This window comes from Vogesella sp. AC12, from assembly GCF_024437575.1.
Lineage (GTDB): Bacteria > Pseudomonadota > Gammaproteobacteria > Burkholderiales > Chromobacteriaceae > Vogesella > Vogesella indigofera.
This window is the reverse complement of record NZ_JANFNU010000003.1, coordinates 205,412-229,217: the sequence shown is the minus strand read 5'-3', so window position 1 is coordinate 229,217 and position 23,806 is coordinate 205,412. Positions and strand designations below refer to the sequence as shown.

The 23,806-nt window shown below is 66.9% G+C and carries 21 protein-coding genes; 9 read left to right on the top strand and 12 right to left on the bottom strand.

Features of this window, described 5'->3' with window-relative positions:
- Positions 1-31 precede the first annotated feature (31 nt).
- Positions 32-1,282 (bottom strand): kynureninase, encoded by a 1,251-nt coding sequence (gene kynU, locus NOM55_RS07405; RefSeq protein WP_255908079.1) that lies wholly within the window; start codon positions 1,280-1,282, stop codon positions 32-34.
- Between the two features lie 159 nt (positions 1,283-1,441).
- On the opposite strand from kynU, the gene NOM55_RS07400 reads away from it, so the two are divergent.
- From NOM55_RS07400 to NOM55_RS07390, 3 genes are all read left to right on the top strand, one after another.
- On the top strand, positions 1,442-1,933 hold the full coding sequence (locus NOM55_RS07400; RefSeq protein ID WP_255908077.1) for an Lrp/AsnC family transcriptional regulator: 492 nt from the start codon (positions 1,442-1,444) through the stop codon (positions 1,931-1,933).
- A 105-nt stretch (positions 1,934-2,038) separates the two neighbouring features.
- Positions 2,039-3,928: a ribonuclease catalytic domain-containing protein gene (locus NOM55_RS07395; protein WP_255908076.1), complete on the top strand. Its 1,890-nt coding sequence runs from the start codon at positions 2,039-2,041 to the stop codon at positions 3,926-3,928.
- A 220-nt stretch (positions 3,929-4,148) separates the two neighbouring features.
- Positions 4,149-4,700 (top strand): methylated-DNA--[protein]-cysteine S-methyltransferase, encoded by a 552-nt coding sequence (locus NOM55_RS07390; RefSeq protein ID WP_255908075.1) that lies wholly within the window; start codon positions 4,149-4,151, stop codon positions 4,698-4,700.
- 150 nt (positions 4,701-4,850) lie between these two features.
- On the opposite strand, the gene alaC is transcribed toward NOM55_RS07390, so the two are convergent.
- Together alaC and ctlX are read right to left on the bottom strand one after the other, a co-directional pair.
- Complete coding sequence (gene alaC / locus NOM55_RS07385) at positions 4,851-6,059, bottom strand: alanine transaminase (RefSeq protein ID WP_255908074.1); 1,209 nt, start codon at positions 6,057-6,059, stop codon at positions 4,851-4,853.
- A 160-nt stretch (positions 6,060-6,219) separates the two neighbouring features.
- On the bottom strand, positions 6,220-7,140 hold the full coding sequence (gene ctlX / locus NOM55_RS07380) for a citrulline utilization hydrolase CtlX (protein WP_255908073.1): 921 nt from the start codon (positions 7,138-7,140) through the stop codon (positions 6,220-6,222).
- 130 nt (positions 7,141-7,270) lie between these two features.
- Here ctlX and NOM55_RS07375 point away from each other — a divergent pair, with 130 nt between their 5' ends.
- Positions 7,271-7,693: an Lrp/AsnC family transcriptional regulator gene (locus tag NOM55_RS07375; protein WP_255908072.1), complete on the top strand. Its 423-nt coding sequence runs from the start codon at positions 7,271-7,273 to the stop codon at positions 7,691-7,693.
- A gap of 222 nt (positions 7,694-7,915) precedes the next feature.
- A complete protein-coding gene (locus NOM55_RS07370; RefSeq protein WP_255908071.1) occupies positions 7,916-8,398 on the top strand; it encodes a hypothetical protein in 483 nt (160 codons plus the stop codon).
- Between the two features lie 309 nt (positions 8,399-8,707).
- Here the strand turns inward: NOM55_RS07370 and NOM55_RS07365 are convergent, their stop codons facing one another.
- The 9 genes from NOM55_RS07365 to edd form a co-directional block, all read right to left on the bottom strand.
- Positions 8,708-9,604 (bottom strand): aldo/keto reductase family oxidoreductase, encoded by an 897-nt coding sequence (locus NOM55_RS07365; protein WP_255908070.1) that lies wholly within the window; start codon positions 9,602-9,604, stop codon positions 8,708-8,710.
- Positions 9,604-10,713, bottom strand: a complete 1,110-nt coding sequence (locus tag NOM55_RS07360) for an ABC transporter ATP-binding protein (protein ID WP_255908069.1) — start codon at positions 10,711-10,713, stop codon at positions 9,604-9,606. Before NOM55_RS07360 ends, NOM55_RS07365 begins: the two co-directional genes overlap by 1 nt.
- 3 nt (positions 10,714-10,716) lie before the next feature.
- Positions 10,717-11,520 carry a carbohydrate ABC transporter permease gene (locus NOM55_RS07355; protein WP_305118876.1) on the bottom strand — a complete coding sequence of 268 codons (804 nt, stop codon included), beginning with the start codon at positions 11,518-11,520 and terminating at the stop codon, positions 10,717-10,719.
- A 46-nt stretch (positions 11,521-11,566) separates the two neighbouring features.
- On the bottom strand, positions 11,567-12,469 hold the full coding sequence (locus NOM55_RS07350) for a carbohydrate ABC transporter permease (protein WP_255908067.1): 903 nt from the start codon (positions 12,467-12,469) through the stop codon (positions 11,567-11,569).
- Between the two features lie 264 nt (positions 12,470-12,733).
- Positions 12,734-13,978, bottom strand: a complete 1,245-nt coding sequence (locus tag NOM55_RS07345; RefSeq protein WP_255908066.1) for an ABC transporter substrate-binding protein — start codon at positions 13,976-13,978, stop codon at positions 12,734-12,736.
- Between the two features lie 302 nt (positions 13,979-14,280).
- Positions 14,281-15,699: a sensor histidine kinase gene (locus NOM55_RS07340; RefSeq protein WP_255908065.1), complete on the bottom strand. Its 1,419-nt coding sequence runs from the start codon at positions 15,697-15,699 to the stop codon at positions 14,281-14,283.
- 11 nt (positions 15,700-15,710) lie between these two features.
- Positions 15,711-16,394 carry a response regulator transcription factor gene (locus tag NOM55_RS07335; RefSeq protein WP_255908064.1) on the bottom strand — a complete coding sequence of 228 codons (684 nt, stop codon included), beginning with the start codon at positions 16,392-16,394 and terminating at the stop codon, positions 15,711-15,713.
- Between the two features lie 430 nt (positions 16,395-16,824).
- On the bottom strand, positions 16,825-17,451 hold the full coding sequence (locus NOM55_RS07330) for a bifunctional 4-hydroxy-2-oxoglutarate aldolase/2-dehydro-3-deoxy-phosphogluconate aldolase (RefSeq protein ID WP_047965859.1): 627 nt from the start codon (positions 17,449-17,451) through the stop codon (positions 16,825-16,827).
- A gap of 131 nt (positions 17,452-17,582) precedes the next feature.
- On the bottom strand, positions 17,583-19,421 hold the full coding sequence (edd, locus tag NOM55_RS07325; protein WP_255908062.1) for a phosphogluconate dehydratase: 1,839 nt from the start codon (positions 19,419-19,421) through the stop codon (positions 17,583-17,585).
- A gap of 253 nt (positions 19,422-19,674) precedes the next feature.
- On the opposite strand from edd, the gene zwf reads away from it, so the two are divergent.
- The 4 genes from zwf to hexR all read left to right on the top strand — a co-directional run bounded on the left by zwf (position 19,675) and on the right by hexR (position 23,804).
- Positions 19,675-21,147 (top strand): glucose-6-phosphate dehydrogenase, encoded by a 1,473-nt coding sequence (gene zwf, locus NOM55_RS07320; RefSeq protein WP_255908061.1) that lies wholly within the window; start codon positions 19,675-19,677, stop codon positions 21,145-21,147.
- 168 nt (positions 21,148-21,315) lie between these two features.
- Positions 21,316-21,993: a 6-phosphogluconolactonase gene (gene pgl, locus NOM55_RS07315; RefSeq protein ID WP_255908060.1), complete on the top strand. Its 678-nt coding sequence runs from the start codon at positions 21,316-21,318 to the stop codon at positions 21,991-21,993.
- Positions 21,974-22,960, top strand: coding sequence for a glucokinase (locus tag NOM55_RS07310; protein ID WP_255908059.1), 987 nt, complete (start codon positions 21,974-21,976; stop codon positions 22,958-22,960). The genes pgl and NOM55_RS07310 overlap by 20 nt, the downstream gene beginning before the upstream one ends.
- Positions 22,953-23,804: a transcriptional regulator HexR gene (gene hexR / locus NOM55_RS07305; RefSeq protein WP_047965864.1), complete on the top strand. Its 852-nt coding sequence runs from the start codon at positions 22,953-22,955 to the stop codon at positions 23,802-23,804. Before NOM55_RS07310 ends, hexR begins: the two co-directional genes overlap by 8 nt.
- Positions 23,805-23,806: the final 2 nt, after the last annotated feature.

Sequence of the window (23,806 nt, the reverse complement as noted above, 5' to 3'; positions counted from 1 at the left end):
CTGTTTGTTTGTGCAAGGTTGACCGCAAGGCTCAGGTCACCGCGCCGCGGCGGTGGAATTGCGGTGCATCCCAGCTGCCGCTGTCGAGGATCCGTTTCAGGGTGTCGACCGCGTCCCAGATGTCGGTGTAGCCCAGATAGAGCGGGGTGATGCCGAAGCGCAGCACTTCCGGTTCGCGGTAGTCGCCGATCACGCCGGCGGCAATCAGCGCCTGCATCACGGCAAAGCCGTGCGGGTGGCGGTAGCTGACGTGGCTGCCGCGCTGCGCATGATCGCGCGGGGTGATCAGCGTCAGCGGATGCTCGCCGCAGCGCTGCTCCACCAGTTCAATGAACAGGTCGGTCAGCGCCAGTGACTTGCGTCGTACCGCGTCCATGTCCGCCTGCAGCGCGACGTCCAGCCCGCACTCCAGCAGCGCCAGCGACACGACCGGCTGCGTGCCGCACAGGAAGCGGCGGATGCCGCCGGCCGGCTGGTAGTCGCTGCGCATCTCGAATGGCTGCGCGTGACCCCACCAGCCGGACAGCGGCTGCCAGAAGCGGTCCTGGTGCCGCGGCGCCACCCAGATGAAGGCCGGCGCGCCGGGGCCGCCGTTCAGGTACTTGTAGGTGCAGCCGACGGCAAAGTCGGCGTCGGCGGCATTCAGCGCCAGCGGCACCGCGCCGGCGGCGTGCGCCAGATCCCAGATCGTCAGCGCGCCGTGGCGGTGGGCGAGTTCGTTGGTCGCCGCCATGTCGTACTGGTAGCCGGTGCGGTAGTTGACGTGCGACAGCAGCAGCACCGCCACCTCGTCGTCCAGCGCCGCTTCCAGCGGCAGCGCCTCGTCGATCAGGCGCAGTTCATAGCCCTGCTGCAGCAGGTCGATCAGGCCCTGGATCATGTACAGGTCGGTGGGGAAGTTGTCGCGCTCGGACACGATCACCCGCCGCGCCGGATGCGCCTGCTGCTGGATGCGCAGCGCGGCGGCCAGCGCCTTGAACAGGTTGAGCGAGGTGGTGTCGGTGACCACCACCTCGTCGGCACCGGCGCCCAGCAGCGCCGCCAGCTTGTTGCCGAGGCGGCCGGGCAGCTCGAACCAGCCGGCGTCGTTCCAGCTGCGGATCAGGCCCTGCCCCCACTGCTCGCTGATTACCTGCTGGCTGCGCGCCAGCGCGCTGTGCGGCAGCACGCCCAGCGAATTGCCGTCGAGGTAGATGGTGTCGGCGGGCAGCGCGAACTGCTGGCGGAAGCGGGCAAGCGGGTCCTGCTGGTCGGCCTGCAGGCAGTCGAGACGGCTAAGCATGGTAGGGCTCCTTGTGGGCTAAGGTTGGCCGCAACGGTGGCGGCCATGAACATAGCTTAGCAGCGTCGCGCGCCGGAAAAATTGCAAGTTCGGATTGTGAAAGTACCTGATTTCGCAGAATATTCACTTTTATAGTGCTTATTTCGTGGAGTCTTGCAAATGCAACTGGACGCAATCGACTGGCGCATTCTGGCGGCGCTGCAGCACAACGGCCGGCTCAGCAACCAGGACCTCGCCGACCGGGTGGCGCTGTCGCCGTCGGCCTGCCTGCGCCGGGTGCGCATGCTGGAAGAACAGGGCCTGATCCGCGGCTACCGTGCCGAGCTGGACGCGGCGCGGCTGGGCTTCGAGCTGGAGGCGATGGTGCAGGTCAGCCTCGACCGCAGCCGCGACGACTGGCACGACAGCTTCCTGCAGCAGGTGCAGGCCTTCGACGAGGTCGCCGCCGCCTACATCGTCGCCGGACCATGCAACTACATGCTGCACGTGCGCTGCGCCAATCTGGCGGCGTTTTCCGCCTTTGTCGTCGACAAGCTGAACAAGCTGCCGGGGATGCGCGACATCTGTTCCTACATCGTGATGCAGACCATCAAGAACCAGCTCGGCGTGCTGCCGCTGGCGGACAAGACGACGCGCGGCGGCGTGTCGTGACAAAACCCACACCGCGGTGCGATGGCACGGCGGGATCACGGGCGCTGCTGGTATACTTTCCGGTTTCACCTACGATCCGGGGCGAGCCTGTCCCGCAGAGCCAGCATGAACGTCTTTTACGAAGAAAGCGGCAGCTTCAAGGTGGGCAGCATCGTCTCCCGCAATGATGCCAGCCTGCAAGTCGACACCCAGCACGGCAAGCGCGCCAAACTCAAGGCCGCCAACGTGTTCCTGGAGTTTTCCAGCGCGCTGCAGGACTTCCTGCCCGCGGCCGAGGCGATTGCGGCCGACATCGACGTCGACTTTCTGTGGGAATGCTGCGGCGACGACGAATTCGGCTTCGACACCCTGGCCGCCGACTACTTCGGCCACGCGCCGAACGCGTTCGAATCGGCCGCCATCCTGATCAAGCTGTACGCGGCGCCGATGTACTTCTACAAGAAGGCCAAGGGCCGCTTCAAGTCGGCACCGGAAGAGACGCTGAAGGCGGCGCTGGCCGGTATCGAGCGCAAGAAGCGCGAGCAGGAACAGGTCGACGCCTGGGCCGCCGAGCTGGCCGCCGGCACGCTGCCGGACGCGATCCGCAGCCACCTGATGCCGCTGCTGTACCGCCCGGACAAGAACACCCTCGAATTCAAGGCCTTCGACCAGGCCAGCCGTGCCAGCGGCCTGCCGCCGCTGCGCCTGGCGCACCACGTCGGCGGCATCCCGTCGGTGCCGGAATACCTGATGGCCGGTTTCCAGCTGGAGCACTTCCCGAAAGGGCTGGGCTTTGGCAGCTACGCGCCGGCCACCGTGCCGGCCGACCTGCCGCTGTCCGAGGTGCAGGCCTTCTCCATCGACGACGCCGCCACCACCGAGATCGACGACGCGCTGTCGGTACAGTGGCTGGATAACGGCAACATCCGTGTCGGCATCCACATCGCGGCGCCGACGCTGGGCGTGGCGGTCGGCTCCGACATCGAGAAGCTGGTGCACAATCGGCTGTCCACCGTCTACTTCCCCGGCGACAAGATCACCATGCTGCCGGACGACGTGGTGCAGCAGTTCACGCTGCAGGAAGGCCAGGCCTGCCCGGCGCTGAGCCTGTACGTTGAGGTGGCGCCGGACTTCTCGCTGGTCGGCTTCGACAACCGCATCGAGCGCGTCAACATCGCGGCCAACCTGCGTCACGACCAGCTGGAACAGGTGTTCAACGAGGAAACGTTGGCCGCAGACGGCTTCGGCCCGGACTACGCGTTCAAGAAGGAGTTGGTGTGGCTGTGGCAGTTTGCCAACGCCCGCGAAGCGTTCCGCGGCAAGACGCCGGACCCGAACCGCCCGCCGCAGGTGGACTACAACTTCAACGTGGTCGACGGCAAGGTCATCATCAGCGTGCGCAAGCGCGGCTCGCCGATGGACAAGCTGGTGTCGGAGCTGATGATCCTGGCCAACAGCGAGTGGGGCCGCATGCTGGCCGAGGCCGACATCCCGGCGATGTACCGTGCGCAGAGCATGGGCAAGGTGCGCATGACCACCCGTCCCGAGCCGCACATCGGCCTGGGCGTCGCGCAGTACGCGTGGAGCACCTCGCCACTGCGCCGCGCGTCGGACTTCGTCAACCAGCGCCAGCTGGTGGCGATGATCCGCGGCGAGACGCCGCAATACCCGCAGGGCGATGCGATGCTGTTCGCGCTGCTGCGCGATTTCGACGCCGCCTACAGCGCCTACCTCGGCTTCCAGGACAAGATGGAGCACTTCTGGTGCCTGCGCTGGTTCAGCCAGCAAGGCATCAGCGAGCCGACCGCCAGCTACATCAAGGAAGACCTGGTGCGCATCGACGGCGTGCCGATGCGCCAGCGCATCCCCGGCCTGCCGGAGCTGGCCGCCGGCGACCGCATCAAGCTGCAGATCATCCGCATCGACGAGCTGATGCAGGAGATCGAGTTCCGCTTCATCGAGGTCATCGAGCGCAAGCAGCAGCCGGCCGCGGCGGCTAGCGAGCAACCGGCCTGAGCGTTGCGGCCAGGGTTGGCCGCAAGCGGCAAGACCAGGCCCCGCCACGGCGGGGCCTTTTTTTGTCCGCTCATGACCGGCAGCGCGGCCCGGCGCCACTAACAAAACCTGTCCCTGCGTTGCGCGCCTTGCCGTACCATTAGGACGGCCTGCGTCGGTCGCGATATTCTGTTGGCGGCGCCCGGGCCACCATTTCACGCAACCCACCGGCAGCAACACCATGCACAGCACACAACCCGCCCCCATCCTGCTTCACCGTTTTCACAGCCCGCTGGGGCCGATGTTCGTGTGCGCCAGCGAACAGGGTGTGTGCCTGCTGGAGTTTGCCGTCAGCCGCCGCAACGAGCGCGAATTCGAAGACCTGCAGCGCCTGCTGCAAACGCGCATCATCGCCGGCGAAAACGCCCATACCCGCCAGGCCGAGGCCGAGATCGGCGAGTACTTTGCCGGCACGCGCCAGCAGTTCGGCGTGGCGCTGCACCTGCCCGGCACCGCCTTCCAGCAGCAGGTGTGGGATGCGCTGCAGCAGATTCCCTATGGCGACACCGCCAGCTACCAGCAGCAGGCCGAGCGGCTGGGCAACCCCGCCGCCATCCGTGCGGTGGCCGGCGCCAACGGTGCCAACCGCGTATCCATCATCGTGCCCTGCCACCGCGTGATCGGTAAGGACGGCAGCCTCACCGGTTACGGCGGCGGCCTGCAGCGCAAGGCCTGGCTGCTGCAGCACGAGCAGCGCAGCCGTTTCGGCGACACCCAGCCGCAGCTGTTCTGACGCCCGACCCACCAGTGCCTTGCGGCCAACGTTGGCCGCAAAAGAAAACGCCGCCCGGTATGGGCGGCGTTTTGCATGGTTGGCTCGGTTTGGTCGCCCGGACAAGTCGGGTCGTCCGGGACATCACCGACGCATCCGGGAAAATCAGGCTCAGCCCGGCGGCAGGATGCCGTCGGCGCGGAACATGGTCTTGATGCCGCGGATCGCCTGGCGGATGCGGCTCTCGTTCTCGATCAGCGCGAAGCGCACGTACTCGTCGCCGTAGTCGCCAAAGCCGACGCCGGGCGACACCGACACGCGGGCCTGGTCCAAGAGCAGGTTGGCAAACGCCAGCGAGCCCAGGCTGCGGTAGTGCTCGGGAATGCGCGCCCAGATGTACATCGACGCCTTCGGCAGCTCCACCTGCCAGCCGGCCTCCATCAGCCCCTTGTAGAGCACGTCGCGGCGCTTCTGGTAGGTGGCGGCGATGTCCTTCACGCACTGCTGGTCGCCCTCCAGCGCGGCGATGGCCGCGATCTGCAGCGGGGTGAAGGTGCCGTAGTCGTGGTAGCTCTTGATGCGCGCCAGCGCGGCGACCAGGTCCGGATTGCCGACCATGAAGCCGATGCGCCAGCCGGCCATGTTGTAGCTCTTGGACAGCGTGAAGAACTCCACCGCGATGTCCTTGGCACCCGGCACCTGCATGATGGACGGCGCCTTCCAGCCGTCGAACACGATGTCGGCGTAGGCCAGATCGTGCACCACGAAGATGTCGTGTTTCTTCGCCAGCGCGATCACGCGCTCGAAGAAATCCAGCTCCACGCACTGCGCGGTGGGGTTGGACGGGAAGCCGATCACGATCATCTTCGGCTTCGGGTAGCTGCCGCGGATGGCGTTTTCCAGCTCGGCAAAGAAGTCGATGCCCGGCGCCAGTGGCACGCTGCGGATCTGTGCGCCGGCGATCACCGCGCCGTAGATGTGGATCGGGTAGCTCGGGTCCGGCACCAGCACGGTGTCGCCGCGGTCCAGCGTCGCCAGCATCAGGTGCGCCAGCCCTTCCTTGGAGCCGATGGTGACGATGGCCTCGCTGTCCGGGTCGATGTCGACCTGATAGCGCTCCTGATACCAGCGGCTGATGGCGCGGCGCAGGCGCGGGATGCCCTTGGACGCCGAGTAGCCGTGGGTATCCGGGCGCTGGGCGGCCTCGGTCAGTTTGGCGACGATGTGCGGCGGCGTGGCGCCGTCGGGGTTGCCCATGCTCATGTCGACGATGTCGTCGCCACGGCGGCGGGCGGCCATTTTGCGTTCGGCGGTGATGTTGAAAACGTAGGGCGGGAGACGATCGATGCGCGCAAAGCGGCGCTTGCCAGTAGCTGACATGGGAAGTCCTTCAACGTAAGCGCCCGGATCCGTCCGAGCGACGCTCCCCCGACACAGGGGAAGGGCCATCGTAAGCGGCCGGCATGGCGCTTGTCCAGTGTCGCGCCGTGCGTTGCGGCCAAGGTTGGCCGCAGGGCGGGCACGACGGCTCAGCGGCGGCTCAACGGTGCCGGGGCAGGAAGTTCTCGGCCACCATGCAGCGCGCGCCGCCGCCGCCGAGGTGCTCGATGGTGTCCAGCGGCGCATGCGCCACCGTGCCGTTTGCGGCCAACGTGGCCTGTTGCTGCGGGGTGAATGCCTGCCAGGCGCGCGACGACATCGCGAACACCGCGTTGCCGGCGGTGTCGGCCAGCTCGATCACGTTGCCGCAGAAGTTCTCCATCTGCGTGTAGTCGATGTCGATGATCTGCTTGCCGTGGCGCTGCAGCTGCTCGCGCACCCGCTGACGGGCGCTGGCCGGCTGGATGGCCTCCAGACAGACCACCGCCAGCTTGCTGCCGACCGCCATCATCACGTTGGTGTGGTAGATGGCGGCGCCGCCGCGGTCGACGGCGTCGAACACCAGCGCCTGGTAGTCCAGCTGCATCAGCAGCGCAGTCAGCACCTCGGGGTGGCTGCGCGAGGACAGGCAGACATAGGCGAGGCGATGGGTGTGATCGAACACCATCGACCCGGTGCCCTCCAGGAATTTGCCCTCGTCCTCAAAGGCGCTGAGGTCGGCCAGCTCGCCGATGGCAAACTCTGCGCGGATGCGCGCGATCACGCTGTCGCGGCGTTCGCGGCGGCGGTTGGGCGCCTCCATCGGATACAGGAACACGCGGCCGTCCGGGTGCATGCTGATCCAGTTGTTGGGGAAGATCGAATCCGGGGTGTTGCCCTGCGGCTCGTCGTCGATCACCAGCACGTTGACGCCGGCGGCGCGCAAGGCCGCCACATAGCCGTCAAACTCCGCCCGCGCGCTGTGCTGCGCCGCCGCGTCGTCCTGGCCCGGCTTCTGGAAGCGGTTGGAGGTGCGGGTTTCCGGATTGGAAAAGAAATGGGCGGGGCGGATCATCACGATGTTGCGGGTGGTCTGGGTCATGGCGGCGGGGAAGCGGTCTGGTTTGGATGGTGCTTATTTTCCGGTCGCTTGCTGCCATACTGAAGTTGACAATCTGTCACTTTTTCAGCGAAAAACTGGCAGATTGATCTTTTTTGGTAGCGTTATGTCAATGAGTGATACAGATCGCCAGCTGATCGCGCTGCTGCGCGACAATGCGCGCATGTCGGTGACCGAGCTGGCGCAGCGGCTGCGGGTATCGCGCGCCACGGTGCAGAACCGAATCGACAAGCTGGAGCAGAGCGGGGTGATCATCGGCTACACCGTGCGGCTGAAGCCGGAGGCGGAGGGGCACCGCATCCGCGCGTGGATGGGCATCGCGGTGGAGGGCAACAAGGCGCAGGCGGTATTGCAGGCGCTGCGCGGCGAGCCGCACGTGTACGCGTTGCACTCCACCAACGGCCGCTGGGACATCGTCACCGAGCTGCGCGCCGACTCGCTGGAACAGTTCGACCGCGTGCTGGGCCGCATCCGGCTGATCCCCGGCATCGCCGCCACCGAGACCAGTTTGCTGCTGTCGACGCACAAGGTGTAAGAACCTGTTCAATGTCTGCTGCAACGGATATCAATGGGGCGATACGGCGTTAAAAACGCCTTCGGAATGCTTGTTTATATTTGGATAAACGCCGCTTCCTCAGTCGTTTTTGCCTTGTCTCGCGTGAGCGCGCGAGACCTTGAGCAGGTTCTAACGCGGCCTGCGGCCAAGGTTGGCCGCAGCGTCGCCAGACCAGAACAGAAGAAACAGAAAGGAACAATCATGCCGCCACGCACGCTGGCCGAACTGGATGCCCTGCGCGACGAATGCAAGGCGATGGTGACCAAACGCGCCGGCCTCTCCGCCGGTGCCGCGGTGCTGTCGATCCCGGGGCTGGACATCGGCGCCGATGTCAGCCTGCTGCTGGAAATGATCCCGGCCATCAACCGCAAGTTCGGCCTCAGCCCGGAGCAGATCGAGGCGCTGGATCCGCAGCTGAAGAAAATCATGCTGGTGGCCATCACCAGCATCGGCAGCGAGCTGATCGGCAAGCTGGTGACGCGGCCGCTGTTGCTGAAGGTGCTGCAGCGCATCGGGTTGCGGCTGGCGACCAAGTCGGCGGCCCGCTTCGTGCCGCTGCTGGGGCAGGCGCTGGCGGCGTCGCTCAGCTTTGGCGCGATGAAGCTGGTCGGCAACGCACACGTGGACGACTGCTACGCCGTTGCCAGGAAGGTGTTGCTGGCGGGGCAGGCCAGCCGCGACTAGGCGCACGGGCGCCCTCCGCCACGCGGGGAGACAAGCTTGGCCGCCGGCGATCGCTGGCGGCCAAGCTTGTTTTTTTTGGGGGGGCAGGTTGGCGGGTAACGGAAGAGGTGCGCCGCTGACCGGCCGCACGGTTTGCGGCCAACGTTGTATGCAGGATGGCGGCCGCTGCCGTGATGACATCGGCCACCGCTTGGCCGCTGGCGGGGGACTTGCGGCCAGGGTTGGCCGCATGAAAACAGCGGCCCGCAGGCCGCCGTAGTGAGGCAAAGGGAATGGTCGGGCACGGTGGCCGTTGCAACTGCCGCCGGCTCAGGCCACTTCCGTGCCGCGCGCCGCCTGCAGCAGCGCGAACCAGTCCTCGCGTGCCAGCGTCAGCCGGCAGGCGGCCGCCGCGTCGTCGAGCGCGGACAGCTTGCGCGAGCCGATGATGGGCAGCGGCCGGCACGGGTGGCGCAGCAGCCACGCCAGCGCGATGGTGGCGGCGCTGACCGCGTACACCCCGGCCAGCCGTTGCAGCTCGGCCGCCAGCGCCGGATTGGTGCCGGCATCGAACAGGCGACCGCCGGCCAGCGGCGACCACAGCATCGGGCGGATGCGCAGCTGCTGGCACTGGTCGAACGTGCCGTCGATGAGCGGATCCAGGTGCAGCAGCGAGGCCTCGATCTGGTTGGTGACCAGTGGCGTGCGTGACGCCAGCAGCGCGTACTGTGCCGGGCTGAAGTTGGAGACGCCGAAGTGCAATACCTTGCCCGCCTCCCGCAGCCGCGCGAAGGTTTCCGCCACCTCGTCGGCGTCCAGCAGCGGGTCCGGGCGGTGGATCAGCAACAGGTCCAGGTGGTCGCTGCCAAGATTCTGCAGCGAGGCGTGCACGCTGGCGGTGATGTGCGCGGCGCTGGTGTCGTAATGCTTCACCCGCCAGCCGCGCGCCGCATCCGGCGGCTTGATGCCGCACTTGCTGACCAGCTGGATGGCGTCGCGCCGCGACGGGTTGGCCTTCAGCCAGCGCCCGAACAGTGCCTCGCAGCGGAAGCCGCCGTACAGGTCGGCGTGGTCGAAGGTGGTGATGCCCAGCGCGATGGCGTGTTCCACCCACGCGGCCAGGCTGCTGTCGTCGAAGCCCCATTCGTCGAGGCGCCAGACGCCGGCCGCCACCGGTGACAGCAGCGGCCCGTCGGCGGCCAACCCTTGCAAGGTCAGCCGGCTCATTACACGATCCTCGCCTCGGTTTGCGGGTCGAACAGCACCGCCTTGGACACGTCGAATACCAGGTCCATGCTCTCGCCCGGGTACTTGGCCTCGGTCGGGTGGGTGCGGCAGCACACCTTGGTGTTGTTCAGCGACACGAACACCAGCGTGTCCGGGCCGGTCGGCTCGATCACGTCGATGTGGCAGGCCATCACCGGCAGCCCCTCGCGGTAGGCGGTGCGCGCGTCGGTGATCTGTTCCGGGCGTATGCCGAAGATCACTTCCTTGCCCACAAACGCGGCCAGTTTCACCTTGTCGTGCGGCAGCGGCAGCACCACGCAGCCGTTGTCGTCGCAGATCTTGACGCCGATGTCGCTGCCGGACTGCACCACGGTGGCCGGGATGAAGTTCATAGACGGCGAACCGATGAAGCCGGCGACGAACAGGTTGGCCGGGTTGTCGTAGATGTCCTGCGGGCTGCCGAACTGCTGCACGATGCCGTCCTTCATCACCGCGATCTTGTCGCCCAGCGTCATCGCCTCGATCTGGTCATGCGTCACGTAGACGATGGTCGATTTCAGGCGCTGGTGCATCAGCTTGATCTCGGTGCGCATCTCGACGCGCAGCTTGGCGTCGAGGTTGGACAGCGGCTCGTCGAACAGGAAGATCGCCGGGTTGCGCGCCAGTGCGCGCCCCATCGCCACCCGCTGGCGCTGGCCGCCGGACATCTGCCCAGGCTTGCGCTCCAACAGGTGGGTGATCTGCAGCATCTCGGCCACGCGCTTGACGGTGGCGTCGATCTCGGCCTTGGGCGTCTTGCGGATTTCCAGGCCGAAGCTGATGTTCTCGCGCACCGTCATCGACGGGTACAGCGCGTAGCTCTGGAACACCATCGCGATGTCGCGGTCCTTGGGCGACAGCTCGTTGACGCGCTTGTTGCCGATGGCGATGTCGCCGCTGGAGATGTCGTCCAGCCCGGCGATCATGTTCAAGAGCGTCGATTTGCCGCAGCCGGAGGGGCCGACCAGGATCAGGAACTCGCCGTCGTCGATGGCGATGTTGATGCCCTTGAGCACGTCGGTGCCGTTGGCGTAGGTCTTGCACACGTTATTGATGGAAAGCGCTGCCATTTCTTAACCTTTCACGGCACCGGCTGTCAGGCCACGCACGAAGTAGCGGCCGGCAACCATGTAAACGAACAGGGTAGGCAGCGCGGCGATGATCGCCGCGGCCATGTCCACGTTGTATTCCTTCACCCCGGTGGAGGTGTTGACCAGATTGTTCAGCGCCACCGTGATCGGCTGCGATTCGCCGGAGGCGAACACCACGCCGAACAGGAAGTCGTTCCAGATCTGGGTGAACTGCCAGATGATGCAGACCACGAAGATCGGGCCGGAGATCGGCAGCAGGATGCGGAAGAAGATGGTCCAGAAGCCGGCGCCGTCGATGCGCGCCGCCTTCACCAGCTCGTCCGGCACCGTGATGTAGAAGTTGCGGAAGAACAGGGTGGTGAACGCGGTGCCGTACACCACGTGCACCAGCACCAGCCCGGCGGTGGTATTGGCCAGGCCGAGCAGGCCCAAGAGCTGTGCCATCGGCAGCAGCACCACCTGGAACGGAATGAAGCAACCGACCAGCAGCATGGTGAACAGCGCGTCGGAGCCGCGGAAGCGCCACATCGACACCACGTAGCCGTTGATGGCGCCGAGCAGGGTGGAGATCGCCACCGCCGGCAGCGTCATCTTGATCGAGTTCCAGAAGAAGCCCTGCATGCCGTTGCATTCGACGCCGGTGCAGGCTTCGGCCCACGCCTTGCTCCAGGCACCGCCCTGCCACAGCTGCGGCAGCGCCAGCATATTGCCCTCGCGGATGTCGTCCAGCGACTTGAACGAGGTGGTCAGCATCACGTACAGCGGCAGCAGGTAGTAGATGGCCATCAGGAGCAGCGCGGCGTAGACCAGCGCGCGGCCAGGTGTCAGGTTCTTAAACACGTTTGGCACTCCTTGTTTCCATATACATCAGCGGCACCAGCACGGCGACGATGGTGAACAGCATCATCATCGCGGAGGCGGCACCCACCCCCAGCTGGCCACGGGTAAAGGCGAACTGGTACATGAAGATCGCCGGCACGTCGGAGGAATTGCCGGGGCCGCCGCCGGTCAGCGCCATCACCAGGTCGAAGCTCTTGATGGCGATGTGCGACAGGATCAGCAGCACGCTGAAGAACACCGGACGCAGGCTGGGGATCAGGATGCGGCGGTAGATGGTGGGCAGCGAGGCGCCGTCGACCTGCGCCGCCTTGATGATGGAGTCGTCGATGCCGCGCAGGCCGGCGAGGAACAGCGCCATCACGAAGCCGGAGCTCTGCCACACCCCGGCGATGACCACGGTGTAGATCGCCATGTCCGGGTTGACCAGCCAGTCGAAGGTGAAGTCGGTGAAGCCGAGGTCGACCACCACCTTCTGCAGCCCCATGTCGGGGTTGAGCATCCACTTCCACGCGGTGCCGGTGACCACGAAGGACAGGGCCATCGGGTACAGGTAGATGGTGCGGAGCATCCCTTCGGCGCGGATTTTCTGGTCCAGCAGCACGGCCATCAGCAGGCCGACCAGCAGGCAGAACAGGATGAACAGGCCGCCGAAGATGCCAAGGTTGGCCGCAGCGGTCCACCAGCGCTCGTTTTCGAATAGCGCCTGGTATTGCACGACACCGGCCCACTCGTAGCGCGGCATCAGGCGGGACTCGGTAAACGAGAGCCAGCCGGTCCAGGCGATGAAGCCGTAGACGAAGATCAGGCTGGCAGCCAGCGTCGGCGACAGCACCAGCTTGGGCAGCCAGCGGTCGGCCAGCGCGTGCAGGCTGCCTTGGGATGAAGATCCGGACATGATGATTCCTTGCTGTCTCGGTACAAAAACACGGCAGCCGGTCCGCCCGCCTGGGGCGGACCGGTCAGACCGGTGGCGGGGGCCACCGGTGCCGCGGATTACACGCTGCTTAGAGCCTGTTCACGATCTGCTGCGATTTGATTTCAACTGGGGCGATACGGCGTTAAGTACGATTCAGGTCTGCGCATTTACTGCTTGTAAACTCCGCTTCCCCAACCGTTTTCGCCTTGTCTCGCGCGAGCTCGCTAGATCGTGAATACGCTCTTAGCGCACGGCGCCGGCACGGGCCAGACGTTCGGTGGCCTGCTGCGCGGTCATGCTCGAGTTCATGAACTGCGAGATCACGTCCACCATCGCGCCTTCGGTGGCGGACGGCATCGCCATCTTGTGGGCGAAGCTCGGCACCAGCTTGTTGCCCTTGGAGGCGGCGCTCATGTCGAAGCTGGACTTCTTGGCGCAGTCGTCAAACTTGGCCATCGGCGTGTCGAGACGGGCCGGGATCGAGCCCTTGTTGAGGTTGAACACTTCCTGGAACGCCGGGCTCATCACGGTGGCGGCCAGCTTGGCCTGGGCCTGTACCGCGGCCGGGTTTTTCTGCTGGAACATCGCCAGGCTGTCGATGTTGAAGGTGAACGCGTTCTGGGTGCCCGGTGCATCGGTGCAGATGAAGTCCTTGCCCGGTACCTTGCCGGCGGCGGTGAATTCACCCTTCGCCCAGTCGCCCATGAACTGCATGCCGGCCTTGCCGTTGATCACCATGGCGGTGGCCAGGTTCCAGTCGCGGCCGGCGGCGCCCTTGTCGATGTAGGTTTTCACCTTGCCCAGCGTTTCGAACACCTTGACGGTGGTCGGGCTGGCGAGGGTGGCCTTGTCCAGCTTCACGAACGCCTTCTGGTAGTAGTCGGCACCACCGACGCCCAGCGCCACCGATTCAAACAGGGTGGCGTCCTGCCACGGCTGGCCGCCGTGGGCGATAGGCTGGATGCCGGCCTTTTTCAGCTTGTCGGCGGCGGCAAAGAACTCCGGCCAGGTCTTCGGCACCGTGGCGCCGGCCTTCTTGAACGCTTCCGGGTTGGCCCACAGCCAGTTCACGCGGTGCACGTTGACCGGTGCGGCCACGTACTTGCCCTTGTACTTCATCACGCGGCTGACCACCGGCGGCAGCTGCTTGTCCCAGTTGCCTGCCTTGGCTACGGCGTCGATGTCCGCCAGCACGCCTTCGGCGCCCCATTCCTGGATCGCCGGGCCCTTGATCTGGGCGGCGGTCGGCGGGTTGCCGGATACCACGCGTGTCTTCAGCGCGGTCATCGCGTTGTCACCGCCGCCACCGGCAACGGCAAAATCCTTCCAGGTCACGCCCTGGGCGCTCATCATCTTTTTCAGTTCGGCGACGGATTTGGCTTCGCCACCGGAGGTCCACCAGTGCAGGACTTCCACGTCGGCGGCCTGGGCGGCAACAGGGAACAGACTGGCTGCCAGCACGGCCGCGCTCAGACGTTTCAGTTTCATAACTCTCTCCTTCTGTAGTTGTGATGTCCGCAGGGATTTTTTTGTGATGCGGATGATCGTGTCCCGGCGGCAGCGCGCCCAAGACGGGGCGGCGCACGGGATAGCCTGCACTATAGCGGGGACTTAGTAAGTTTTGTGTAAGGATTTGAAGGGAATGGCGTAAGGAAGCGAACGCGGATCGTGCACCGCGTCATGACATCGGCGAAAGGCTTGTGTTTGCTGGCAGGAGAGTTTGCTGCGATGCACCAAAAAACGGCGCTGTAGTGTGTCAACTACACACGCGGCCAATTGGCGGCGCCGTTTTAGTGCGGCAACAACGTGAAATCGACGCTGGCGACCAGGCCGTGCGGCGGGTTGTCGGACAGCACGATGCGGGTGTGATGGCGGCGCGCGATCTCCTGCACGATGGCGAGGCCAAGGCCGCAGCCCTTGCCCTGGCCTTCGGCACGGCCGCGGTAGAAGCGGGCGAACACCTGCTCGCGCTCGCTCTCGGGAATGCCGGGGCCGTTGTCGCACACCTGCAGCGTCACCGTGCCGCCAGCGCGCCGCAGCCTGACGGTGACCTCGCCGCCGGGCGGCGTGTACTGGATGGCGTTGTCGATCAGGTTGGCCAGCAGCTCGCGCAGCAGGCCGCCGTGGCCGGCGACCGGCAACGCCTCGTCTTCCGCCTCCAGCCCGAGGTCGATGTCGCGCGCCAGCGCCTGCGGCACCGCCTCGCTGGTGACCTCGCGCGCGAGCTGGCGCAGGTCCAGCGCCGCCAGCTGCAGCCCGGCCTCCGGCTCGGCGCGCGCCAGCGCCAACAGCTGGTTGATCAGGCGGATGGAGCGCGCGACGCTGGTTTCCACCTGCTGCAGCTGGCGGCTGGCGCTGGCGACGTCCGGTGGCGTGGCTGCCAGCTCGCCGCGCACCAGCTCGCTCTGCGATTTCAGCCCGGCCAGCGGCGTGCGCAGCTGGTGGGCGGCGTCGGCGATGAAGCGGCGCTGCTGCGCCACCTGGCCGTCGACCTCGTGCAGCAGCTCGTTGATGGCGCGCGCCAGTGCGCGCACCTCGGACGGCGCGTTGTCGATCTCGATTGGTGCCAGGTCTCGCGGCGAGCGGTTTTCCACGCTGCGGCGCAGGTGGCGCAGCGGCGACAGGCCGCGGCTGATACCGGCCCACACCAGCACGCTGGTCAGCAGCATTACCGCCAGCAGCGGCAGGCCCATGTCGCGCAGGATCTTGCGCGCCAGCTCGGCGTTCAGCGCCCGGCTCTTCGCCACCTGCACCAGCATCAGCTCCGGCCGCTCCGGGGTGCCGGCCGGCAGGTACAGCGCGGCGACGCGCACCGCCAGCCGCTTGATGCGGCCATCGTAGAAGAAGGTTTCCCCCGCCTTGCGCTGCAGGCCGGCCGGCGGCCGCGGCATCGCCGGCTCGCCGAGCAGGAAGGCCTCCGGCGGCGAGCTGACCATGTAGTAGATGCGGTCGTCCGGGTCCTGCTCCAGGATCTCGCGCGCCGCCTGCGGGAAGTCGATGTAGAAGCCGTTGCCGAACGGTTTCACCTGCCGCGCCAGCGCGCGCGAGGATTTGGCCAGCGAGCGGTCGATCACCTCGCCAGCGTAGCTCATCGCCATGCTGTGCGCGAGGAAGGCGGCGCCCAGCCACAGCACCAGCTGCGGCAGCAGCAGCCACAGCAGCAGCTGGCGGCGCAGCGACAGCTGGCGGGGGGCGGGCGACGGCTTCATGCGGCCAACCTTCAGGCGCCGGCGTCGAGCCGGGCCAGCAGGTAGCCCAGCCCGCGCACCGCGCGGATGCCGACGCCGCTGCCGTCCAGCTTCTTGCGCAGGCGGTGCACGTACACCTCCACCGCGTTGGCGCCGACTTCCTCGCCGTCGCCGGACAGCTCGCCGGCGATCTGCTCCTTGGTCACCACGCGGTCGGCGTGGGCCATCAGGATGTCGAGCAGCTGCAGCTCGCGCGCCGACAATTCCAGCGCCTGCTGGTCGGCCCACGCGCGCTGCCCGCCGCGGTCCAGCCGCAGGCGGCCGAAGTGCAGCTCGTCGCGCACGTTGTCGGCGACGCGGTGGCGGCGCAGCAGCGCACGGATGCGCGCCTCCAGCTCCGGGAATTCGAAGGGCTTGACCAGGTAGTCGTCGGCGCCGGCGTCCAGCCCGGCGACGCGGTCTTCCATGCTGTCCAGCGCGGTCAGCAGCAGGATGGGCAGCGCCGGCTTGTGCACGCGCACGTTGCGCAGCACCTGCAGGCCGCTCTGGCCGGGCAGGCCGATATCGAGGATCACCGCGTCGAACGGCTCGGCCAGCAATTGCTGCTGCGCGGCGAGGCCGTCGGCGGCGTGGCTGACGCTGAAGCCGAGCTGGCCCAGGCGGGTGAGCAGGGCATCGGCGAGGACGGCGTCGTCTTCGGCTAGAAACAGTTTCATGGCGGGGTCCGGCTGCGGGCTGAGACAAGCCATGATGTTAGAAGCTCGCGCCGGCTTTGGCGAGGGGAAAGGTTGGCCGCAAGGTTTGAGTGGTGTGGTCATTAATCACCCGGAGAAGCGCAGCACATGCGGGGGACCCCCATTCTCCGGATCAGCCGCTCTGGTTGATCCCGGATGCGCTGGTGGTGTGTCCGGGCTGCGGCAGCGGCCGGCTGCATAAAAAAAGGGCTTGCCGGGGAGAGTCGGCAAGCCCTTGTGAAAAACGGGAGAGTAAAGTCTGCGGCTTAGAACCTGTTCAAGGTCTCGCGAGCTAGAGCGAGACAAGGCGAAAACGACTGAGGAAGCGGAATTGACATGGGGTCAATGAGCATTCCGAAGGCGTACTCACCGTGTAACGTTCCACTACGCGCAGCAGGCATTGAACAGGCTCTTAACGCACCGCCAGCGCGCTGGCCTGTTGCGCCAGCGCGGTGATGCGCGCCCAGTCCTGGGCGGCGATGGCGTCGTCCGGGGTCAGCCAGCTGCCGCCGACGCACAGCACGTTGGGCAGCGCCAGGTAGTTCGGCGCGCTGTTGATGTCGATGCCGCCGGTGGGGCAGAAGCGCAGTTCCGGCAGCGGGCCGGCCAGCGCCTTCAGCAGCTTGATGCCGCCGACCGCCTCGGCCGGGAACAGCTTGAGGATGTTGAAACCTTCGTCCTGCGCGTGCATCGCCTCGGACGGGGTGGCCACGCCGGGGATGAACGGCACGTTGGCGGCGCGCGCGGCGGCGGCCAGCTCCGGCGTCAGGCCGGGGCTGATGCCGAACTGGGCGCCGGCGTCGAGCGCGGCCTCCAGATGGGCGCGGGTGCGCACGGTGCCGGCGCCGACGATGGCGTCCGGTACTTCGTCGCGGATGCGGCGCATCGCCGCCAGTGCCGCCTTGGTGCGCAGCGTGATTTCCAGGGTGCGGATGCCGCCGGCGACCAGTGCGCGGGCGAGATCGACCGCGACCGCGGCGTCGTTGACCACGATCACCGGCATAACCGGGCCTTGGCGTAGCAGAGTCAGTGCGTCCATCTATCTATCCTTTTCGATTGCCACAGAAACCACAGAAGCACACGGAAAGTATCGGCGCCGCTGGCGCGTTGCCCGCTGCTGCCGGTGTTGTCCGGGCGCGGCTTCCGTGTTTTCCGTGGCGAAAAATACGTTTACGGCTTGCTCCACAGCGGATGGGCGAAGGTCATCGCGCCTTCCTCGGCGGTGGTGGCCTGTTGGCGCATGCCGGCGAACAGGTCGCGGCCGACGCCGTGCTGGTGTTGTTCAAGGTTGGCCGCAGCGCGTTCGCGTGTCGCCCACTCAGCGGCATCCACCAGGATGCTCAGCTCGCCGCTGTTGGCATCCAGCCGCACCAGGTCGCCGTTCTGCACCTTGCCGATGTCGCCGCCGAGCAGCGCTTCCGGCGACACGTGGATGGCGGCCGGTACCTTGCCGGAGGCGCCGGACATGCGGCCGTCGGTGACCAGCGCCACCTTGAAGCCGCGTTCCTGCAGCACCCCCAGCGGCGGCGTCAGCTTGTGCAGCTCCGGCATGCCGTTGGCGCGCGGGCCCTGGAAGCGGATCACCGCGACAAAGTCCTTTTCCAGCTCGCCGCGCTTGAAGGCGGCCAAGAGTTCGTTCTGGTCGTGGAACACCACCGCCGGCGCTTCCACCACGCGGTGTTCCGCTTTCACCGCGGACACCTTGATCACCGCGCGGCCGATGTTGCCGGTCAGCACCTTCAGCCCGCCGTCGTGCGAGAACGGCTTGGCCGCGGTGCGCAGCACGCCGTCGTCGCCGCTGGTCGCCGGCGCCGCGCGCCAGGCCAGCTTGCCGTCGTTAAGCCACGCTTCGCTGGTGTGCGCGCGCAGCCCCTTGCCCATCACGGTGGTCACGTCGTCGTGCAGCAGGCCGGCATCCAGCAGCTCGCGGATGACGAAGCCCATGCCGCCGGCGGCGTGGAAGTGGTTCACGTCGGCCTTGCCGTTGGGGTAGGCGCGCACGATCAGCGGCACCACCGCGGACAGCTCGTCGAAATCGTCCCAGTTGATATCGATGCCGGCGGCACGGGCGATGGCATTGATGTGCAGGGTGTGGTTGGTGGAGCCGCCGGTGGCGAGCAGGCCGACGATGCCGTTGACGATGGCTTTCTCGTCGATGACGTCGCAGATCGGGGTGAAGCGCGAGCCCTGCGCCGAGATCTCGGTGGCGACGCGCGCCGCGTGGCGGGTCAGCGCCTCGCGCAGCGGGGTGTTCGGGTTGACGAAGGCGGCGCCCGGCAGGTGCAGGCCCATCACCTCCATCAGCATCTGGTTGGAGTTGGCGGTGCCGTAGAAGGTGCAGGTGCCGGGACCGTGATAGGACGCCGACTCCGACTCCAGCAGCGCGTCGCGGCCAACCTTGCCCTCGGCAAACAGCTGGCGCACCTTGGCCTTGTCGTCGTTGGAGATGCCGGTGGTCATCGGCCCTGCCGGCACGAACAGCGCCGGCAGGTGGCCGAAGGACAGCGCGCCGATCAACAGGCCGGGCACGATCTTGTCGCAGACGCCGAGGTACAGCGCGGCGTCGAACATCTGGTGCGACAGCGCGATGGCGGTGCTCATCGCGATCACGTCGCGCGAGAACAGCGACAGCTCCATGCCCTCGAAGCCCTGCGTCACGCCGTCGCACATCGCCGGCACGCCGCCGGCCACCTGCGCGGTGGCACCGGCCTTCAGTGCCTCGTCCTTCAGCAGCGCCGGGAAGGTTTCCAGCGGCTGGTGTGCCGACAGCATGTCGTTATAGGAGGTAACGATGGCCAGGTTGGGGCGCACCGACTCTTTCAGGTGAATCTTGATCCCGTCCGGCATCGCGGCAAAGGCGTGCGCCTGGTTGGTACAGGACAGGTGGGCGCGCTCGACCTTGCCCTGGCGCACGGCGGCGTGGGCCTGGGCCAGATAAGTGGCGCGGGTGGCGCGGCTACGCTCGATGATGCGCTGGGTAACGGCAGCAAGAACGGGATGCAGACTCATTGGTGTAGGCCCTGATTGGTGTGTACGAATGGTAGTTTTACTACAGTGTGTTGGCAAGGTATTACGTGATAAAAAAGCGGATTCCGGCGACTTTGATGCCTTTAAATCCATATAAATCAGCTCTTTGAACGGTTGTTGGTGATCGGCAACAGTGGGGTGTGTCAATCTGGCTGGCTGCGTTTTCACGTAGACAAGTTGTTTTCGTTTGGTAATATAACTACATCACAACCCACTGTGCGAGAGAACAATCAGGATGGAGAACACAAACCTGCACACCCCGGCATTCGACATGGTGCTGTTCGGGGGTACCGGCGATCTGGTGATGCGCAAACTGCTGCCGTCGCTGTACCAGGCGCACGCCGCCGGCCTGCTGCACGATGAGGGCCGCCTGCTGGCGCTGGGCCGCCGCGACATGAGCCGCGACGACTATCTGGCGATGGTGGAAAAGAGCGCGCGCGTCCACATCAAGGAGGGCTTCTCCGATGCCGCCTGGCGCGGCTTTCTCGCACGGGTGGACTACCTGACGGTCGACGCCGCCACGCCGGAGCACTATCCGCGCCTGGCCGCGGCGCTGCAGCAGGGCGGCGAGCGGGTGACGGTGTGCTACCTTGCCACCGCGCCGGACCTGTTCGAGGGCATCTGCGACAACCTCGCCACCGTCGGCCTCAACCACGAGCGCGTGCGCGTGGTACTGGAGAAGCCGCTCGGCCACGACCTGGAGTCGTCGCACGAGATCAACGAAGCGGTGGCGCGCCACTTCAGGGAAGAGCAGCTGTACCGTATCGACCACTACCTGGGCAAGGAATCGGTACAGAACCTGCTGTCGATCCGCTTCGCCAACGCGCTGTTCGAGCCGCTGTGGCGCCGCGAGTGGATCCACGACGTGCAGATCACCATCGCCGAAGACCTCGGCGTCGGCACCCGCGGCGACTTCTACGACAGCACCGGCGCGCTGCGCGACATGGTGCAAAACCACCTGCTGCAGCTGTTGTGCATCGTGGCGATGGAGCCGCCGGCCAACCTCGGCGCCGACGCGGTGCGCGACGAGAAGCTGAAGGTGCTGAAGGCGCTGCGTCCGTTCGGCGAACAGGATGTCGCCAACAAGACGGTGCGCGCGCAGTACAAGGCCGGCGCCGTCGGCGGCCAGCCGGTGGTCGGCTACCTGCAGGAGCAGGGCATTCCCGCCGCCAGCCACACCGAGACCTTCGTCGCCATCAAGGCCGAGATCGACAACTGGCGCTGGGCCGGCGTGCCCTTCTTCCTGCGTACCGGCAAGCGCATGCAGGAACGGGTGGCCGAGATCGTGATCAATTTCCGCGACGTGCCGCACCAGCTGTTCCCCAGCCCGCTGGGGCTGAACACCGCCAACAGGCTGGTGATCCGCCTGCAGCCGGAAGAAAGCATCCGCCTGTATTTCCTGGCCAAGGAGCCGGGCGACACCCAGCGCCTGCAGCCGGTGCACCTGAACCTCGATTTCCACGAGTCGTTCAAGGTGCGCCGCGCCGACGCCTACGAGCGCCTGCTGCTGGACGTGATCCGCGGCAAGCTGGCGCTGTTCATGCGCCGCGACGAGCTGGTGGAAGCGTGGCGCTGGGTGGAACCGATCATGGACAACTGGGCGCGCAGCACCACGCCGCCGAAGCAGTACACCGCCGGCAGCTGGGGTCCGGCCGCCTCCAGCGCGCTGCTGAGCCGCGACGGCATCAGCTGGCACGAAGAGTGTTGAACCCAGGCTAGCGGCCGGCCGCAAGCTTGGCCGCCAGCACCGGTCGCGGCAGGGTTTCCGGCTGCGGCCGGGCCAGCGCGGCTGACGCGTCAGCCGTGCCGGTATCCGCTTTCATACATAACAAGACGCGCGGCAACACAGCCGCGCGCAGGCAACGGAGACACAGAGATGATGTTCCACGCTTTCGAATCGCAAGCGGCAGCGGCCGAGGTGCTCGCCCGCCGCGTCGCCGCCGACCTCGCCGCCGTCATTGGCCGCCGCGGTCACGCCGTGCTGGCGGTGTCCGGCGGCCGCTCGCCGGTGCCGTTCCTGCAGGCGCTGTCCGCCGAGGTACTGGACTGGTCGCGCGTCTGCGTCACCCTGGTCGACGAGCGCGTGGTCGCGCCCGGTCACGCCGACAGCAACGCCGGTCTGGTGCGCGATCACCTGCTGCAGGGCGGCGCCGCCGACGCGACGTTCCTGCCGCTGGTGAGCACTGCGGCCAACGTTGACGCCGAGCTGGCGCAGGCCGCGGCACAGTGGCAGACCCCGGACGTGGTGGTGCTGGGCATGGGCGACGACGGCCATACCGCGTCGCTGTTCCCCGACGCCGCCAACCTCGCCGAGGGCCTGGATCCGGCCAACCCGGCCGCGCTGCTGGCGGTGGTGCCGCCCGAGGCGCCGCACACCCGCATCAGCATGACGCTGGCCGAGATCCTGCGCAGCGGCAAGCTGTATCTGGCGATTGCCGGCGACAACAAGCGGCGGGTGCTGGAGCACGCCAGCCGCACGCTGAGCGCGGCGCAGCCGGTCAGCCATCTACTGCAACAAACGGAGAACCCGCTTCATGTCTACTGGGCAGCCTAATCCTTTCCCGCGTCTCTTGGCCGACATCGGCGGCACCAATGCCCGCTTCGCGCTGGAAACCGCACCCGGGGTGCTGGAAGACATCGACGTGTTGCCGTGCAAGGACTACCCGACGCTGGTCGACGCCATCCGCAGCTATCTGGAACGCGCCGCCACCCGCGCCGTGCACCACGCTGCTATCGGCATCGCCAATCCGGTCACCGGCGACTACGTGCAGATGACCAACCACCACTGGGCGTTCTCGATCGAGGCCACCCGCCGCGAGCTGGGCTTTGCCACGCTGCTGCTGCTCAATGATTTCACCGCGCTGGCGATGTCGCTGCCCTTCCTGCCCGCCGACGAGCTGGTGCAGGTTGGCGGCGGCGAGCCGCGCCACGGCGCCAAGGCGCTGATCGGCGCCGGCACCGGTCTCGGCGTCTCCGGCCTGCTGCCGCACGGCGGCGGCTGGGTGGCGATCGCCGGTGAGGGCGGCCACGTCGCCTTCGCCCCCGGCAACGAGGAAGAAGTGGCGCTGTGGCGCTACGCGCAGCGCCGTTTCGGCGAGCACGTGTCCGCCGAGCGTTTCCTGTCCGGCCCCGGCCTGGAGCTGATCTACGACGCGCTGGCGGAGGCCGCTGGCGAAGCCGCCGGCCAGCTGCCGGCGGCGGCGATCAGCGAGCGCGGCCTGTCCGGCAGCTGCCCGCGCTGCGCGCAGACGCTGGCGCTGTTCTGCGGCATGCTGGGCAACGCCGCGGCCAACCTGGCGGTGACGCTGGGCGCGGTCGGCGGCGTCTACATCGGCGGCGGCATCGTGCCGCGCTTTGGCGAGCTGTTCGCGCACTCGCCGTTCCGCGCCCGCTTCGAGGCCAAGGGCCGCTTCCGCGACTACACCCGCGCGCTGCCGGTGTACGTGATCCACAGCGCCTACCCGGCGCTGACCGGGGTGCAGGCCGCGCTGCGCGAACATCTGGGAGAACGTGATGCTTGAGAAAATCCGTGCCGAGCTGGATACCCTGTCCGGCGCCGAACGTCGCGTCGCCGAACAGGTGCTGGCGCAGCCGTATACCGTGATGCAGTCGGCGGTGTCGGACATCGCCGCCAGCGCCGGCGTCAGCCAGCCGACGGTGATCCGCTTCTGCCGCAGCATGGGCTTCTCCGGCCTGTCCGACTTCAAGCTCAAGCTGGCCGGCACCCTGGTCGGCGGCGTGCCCTACGTGCACTCCAGCGTGCGCCCGGAAGACCCGGTGTCGGAGATCACCGCCAAGGTGTTCGACAACACCGTCACCGCGCTGCTGAAGTGCCGCAACGAGGTCAACCCGCAGGCGGTGGACGAGGCGGTGGAGCTGCTGGCCCACGCCCGCCGCATCGAGTTCTATGGCCTGGGCAACTCCGGCATCATCGCCGCCGACGCGCAGCACAAGTTCTTCCGCTTCGGCATTCCCACCGTCGCCTACGCCGACAGCCACATCCAGATCATGGCCGCCTCGGTGCTGACCCCGGACGACGTGCTGGTCACCATCTCCAGCTCCGGCCGCTCGCGCGAGCTGATGGACGCGGTGGACGTGGCGCTGGAGGGTGGCGCCAAGGTGATCGCCATCACCGTGCCGGACACGCCGCTGGCCGAACGCGCCACCGTCACACTGGCGGTGGATGCGCCGGAAGACAGCGAAACCTACAGCCCGATGCTGTCGCGCATCCTGCACCTGGTGATCATTGACATTCTGACGGTCGGCGTCGCGCTCAAGCGCGGCCCCGGCCTGGTGACGCAGCTGGAAAAAGCCAAACGCAGCCTGCGGCAAAAACGGCTGCGCAGTGAACACGACGACGAATGAGC

What these genes read in the sequence shown, in the direction of transcription:
- NOM55_RS07390 (WP_255908075.1), top strand. Translation starts at nt 4,149, where the DNA reads ATGCACAGCACACAACCCGCCCCCATCCTGCTTCACCGTTTTCACAGC.
- NOM55_RS07330 (WP_047965859.1), bottom strand. Translation starts at nt 17,451, where the DNA reads ATGGACGCACTGACTCTGCTACGCCAAGGCCCGGTTATGCCGGTGATC.
- NOM55_RS07355 (WP_305118876.1), bottom strand. Translation starts at nt 11,520, where the DNA reads ATGGCCATCTACTACCTGCTGCCGCTGTACGTGATGCTGACCACCTCG.
- NOM55_RS07310 (WP_255908059.1), top strand. Translation starts at nt 21,974, where the DNA reads ATGTCTACTGGGCAGCCTAATCCTTTCCCGCGTCTCTTGGCCGACATC.
- NOM55_RS07370 (WP_255908071.1), top strand. Translation starts at nt 7,916, where the DNA reads ATGCCGCCACGCACGCTGGCCGAACTGGATGCCCTGCGCGACGAATGC.
- pgl (WP_255908060.1), top strand. Translation starts at nt 21,316, where the DNA reads ATGATGTTCCACGCTTTCGAATCGCAAGCGGCAGCGGCCGAGGTGCTC.
- NOM55_RS07400 (WP_255908077.1), top strand. Translation starts at nt 1,442, where the DNA reads ATGCAACTGGACGCAATCGACTGGCGCATTCTGGCGGCGCTGCAGCAC.
- hexR (WP_047965864.1), top strand. Translation starts at nt 22,953, where the DNA reads ATGCTTGAGAAAATCCGTGCCGAGCTGGATACCCTGTCCGGCGCCGAA.
- edd (WP_255908062.1), bottom strand. Translation starts at nt 19,421, where the DNA reads ATGAGTCTGCATCCCGTTCTTGCTGCCGTTACCCAGCGCATCATCGAG.
- NOM55_RS07340 (WP_255908065.1), bottom strand. Translation starts at nt 15,699, where the DNA reads ATGAAGCCGTCGCCCGCCCCCCGCCAGCTGTCGCTGCGCCGCCAGCTG.
- NOM55_RS07375 (WP_255908072.1), top strand. Translation starts at nt 7,271, where the DNA reads ATGAGTGATACAGATCGCCAGCTGATCGCGCTGCTGCGCGACAATGCG.
- NOM55_RS07360 (WP_255908069.1), bottom strand. Translation starts at nt 10,713, where the DNA reads ATGGCAGCGCTTTCCATCAATAACGTGTGCAAGACCTACGCCAACGGC.
- NOM55_RS07350 (WP_255908067.1), bottom strand. Translation starts at nt 12,469, where the DNA reads ATGTCCGGATCTTCATCCCAAGGCAGCCTGCACGCGCTGGCCGACCGC.
- zwf (WP_255908061.1), top strand. Translation starts at nt 19,675, where the DNA reads ATGGAGAACACAAACCTGCACACCCCGGCATTCGACATGGTGCTGTTC.
- NOM55_RS07345 (WP_255908066.1), bottom strand. Translation starts at nt 13,978, where the DNA reads ATGAAACTGAAACGTCTGAGCGCGGCCGTGCTGGCAGCCAGTCTGTTC.
- NOM55_RS07365 (WP_255908070.1), bottom strand. Translation starts at nt 9,604, where the DNA reads ATGAGCCGGCTGACCTTGCAAGGGTTGGCCGCCGACGGGCCGCTGCTG.
- ctlX (WP_255908073.1), bottom strand. Translation starts at nt 7,140, where the DNA reads ATGACCCAGACCACCCGCAACATCGTGATGATCCGCCCCGCCCATTTC.
- alaC (WP_255908074.1), bottom strand. Translation starts at nt 6,059, where the DNA reads ATGTCAGCTACTGGCAAGCGCCGCTTTGCGCGCATCGATCGTCTCCCG.
- NOM55_RS07395 (WP_255908076.1), top strand. Translation starts at nt 2,039, where the DNA reads ATGAACGTCTTTTACGAAGAAAGCGGCAGCTTCAAGGTGGGCAGCATC.
- kynU (WP_255908079.1), bottom strand. Translation starts at nt 1,282, where the DNA reads ATGCTTAGCCGTCTCGACTGCCTGCAGGCCGACCAGCAGGACCCGCTT.
- NOM55_RS07335 (WP_255908064.1), bottom strand. Translation starts at nt 16,394, where the DNA reads ATGAAACTGTTTCTAGCCGAAGACGACGCCGTCCTCGCCGATGCCCTG.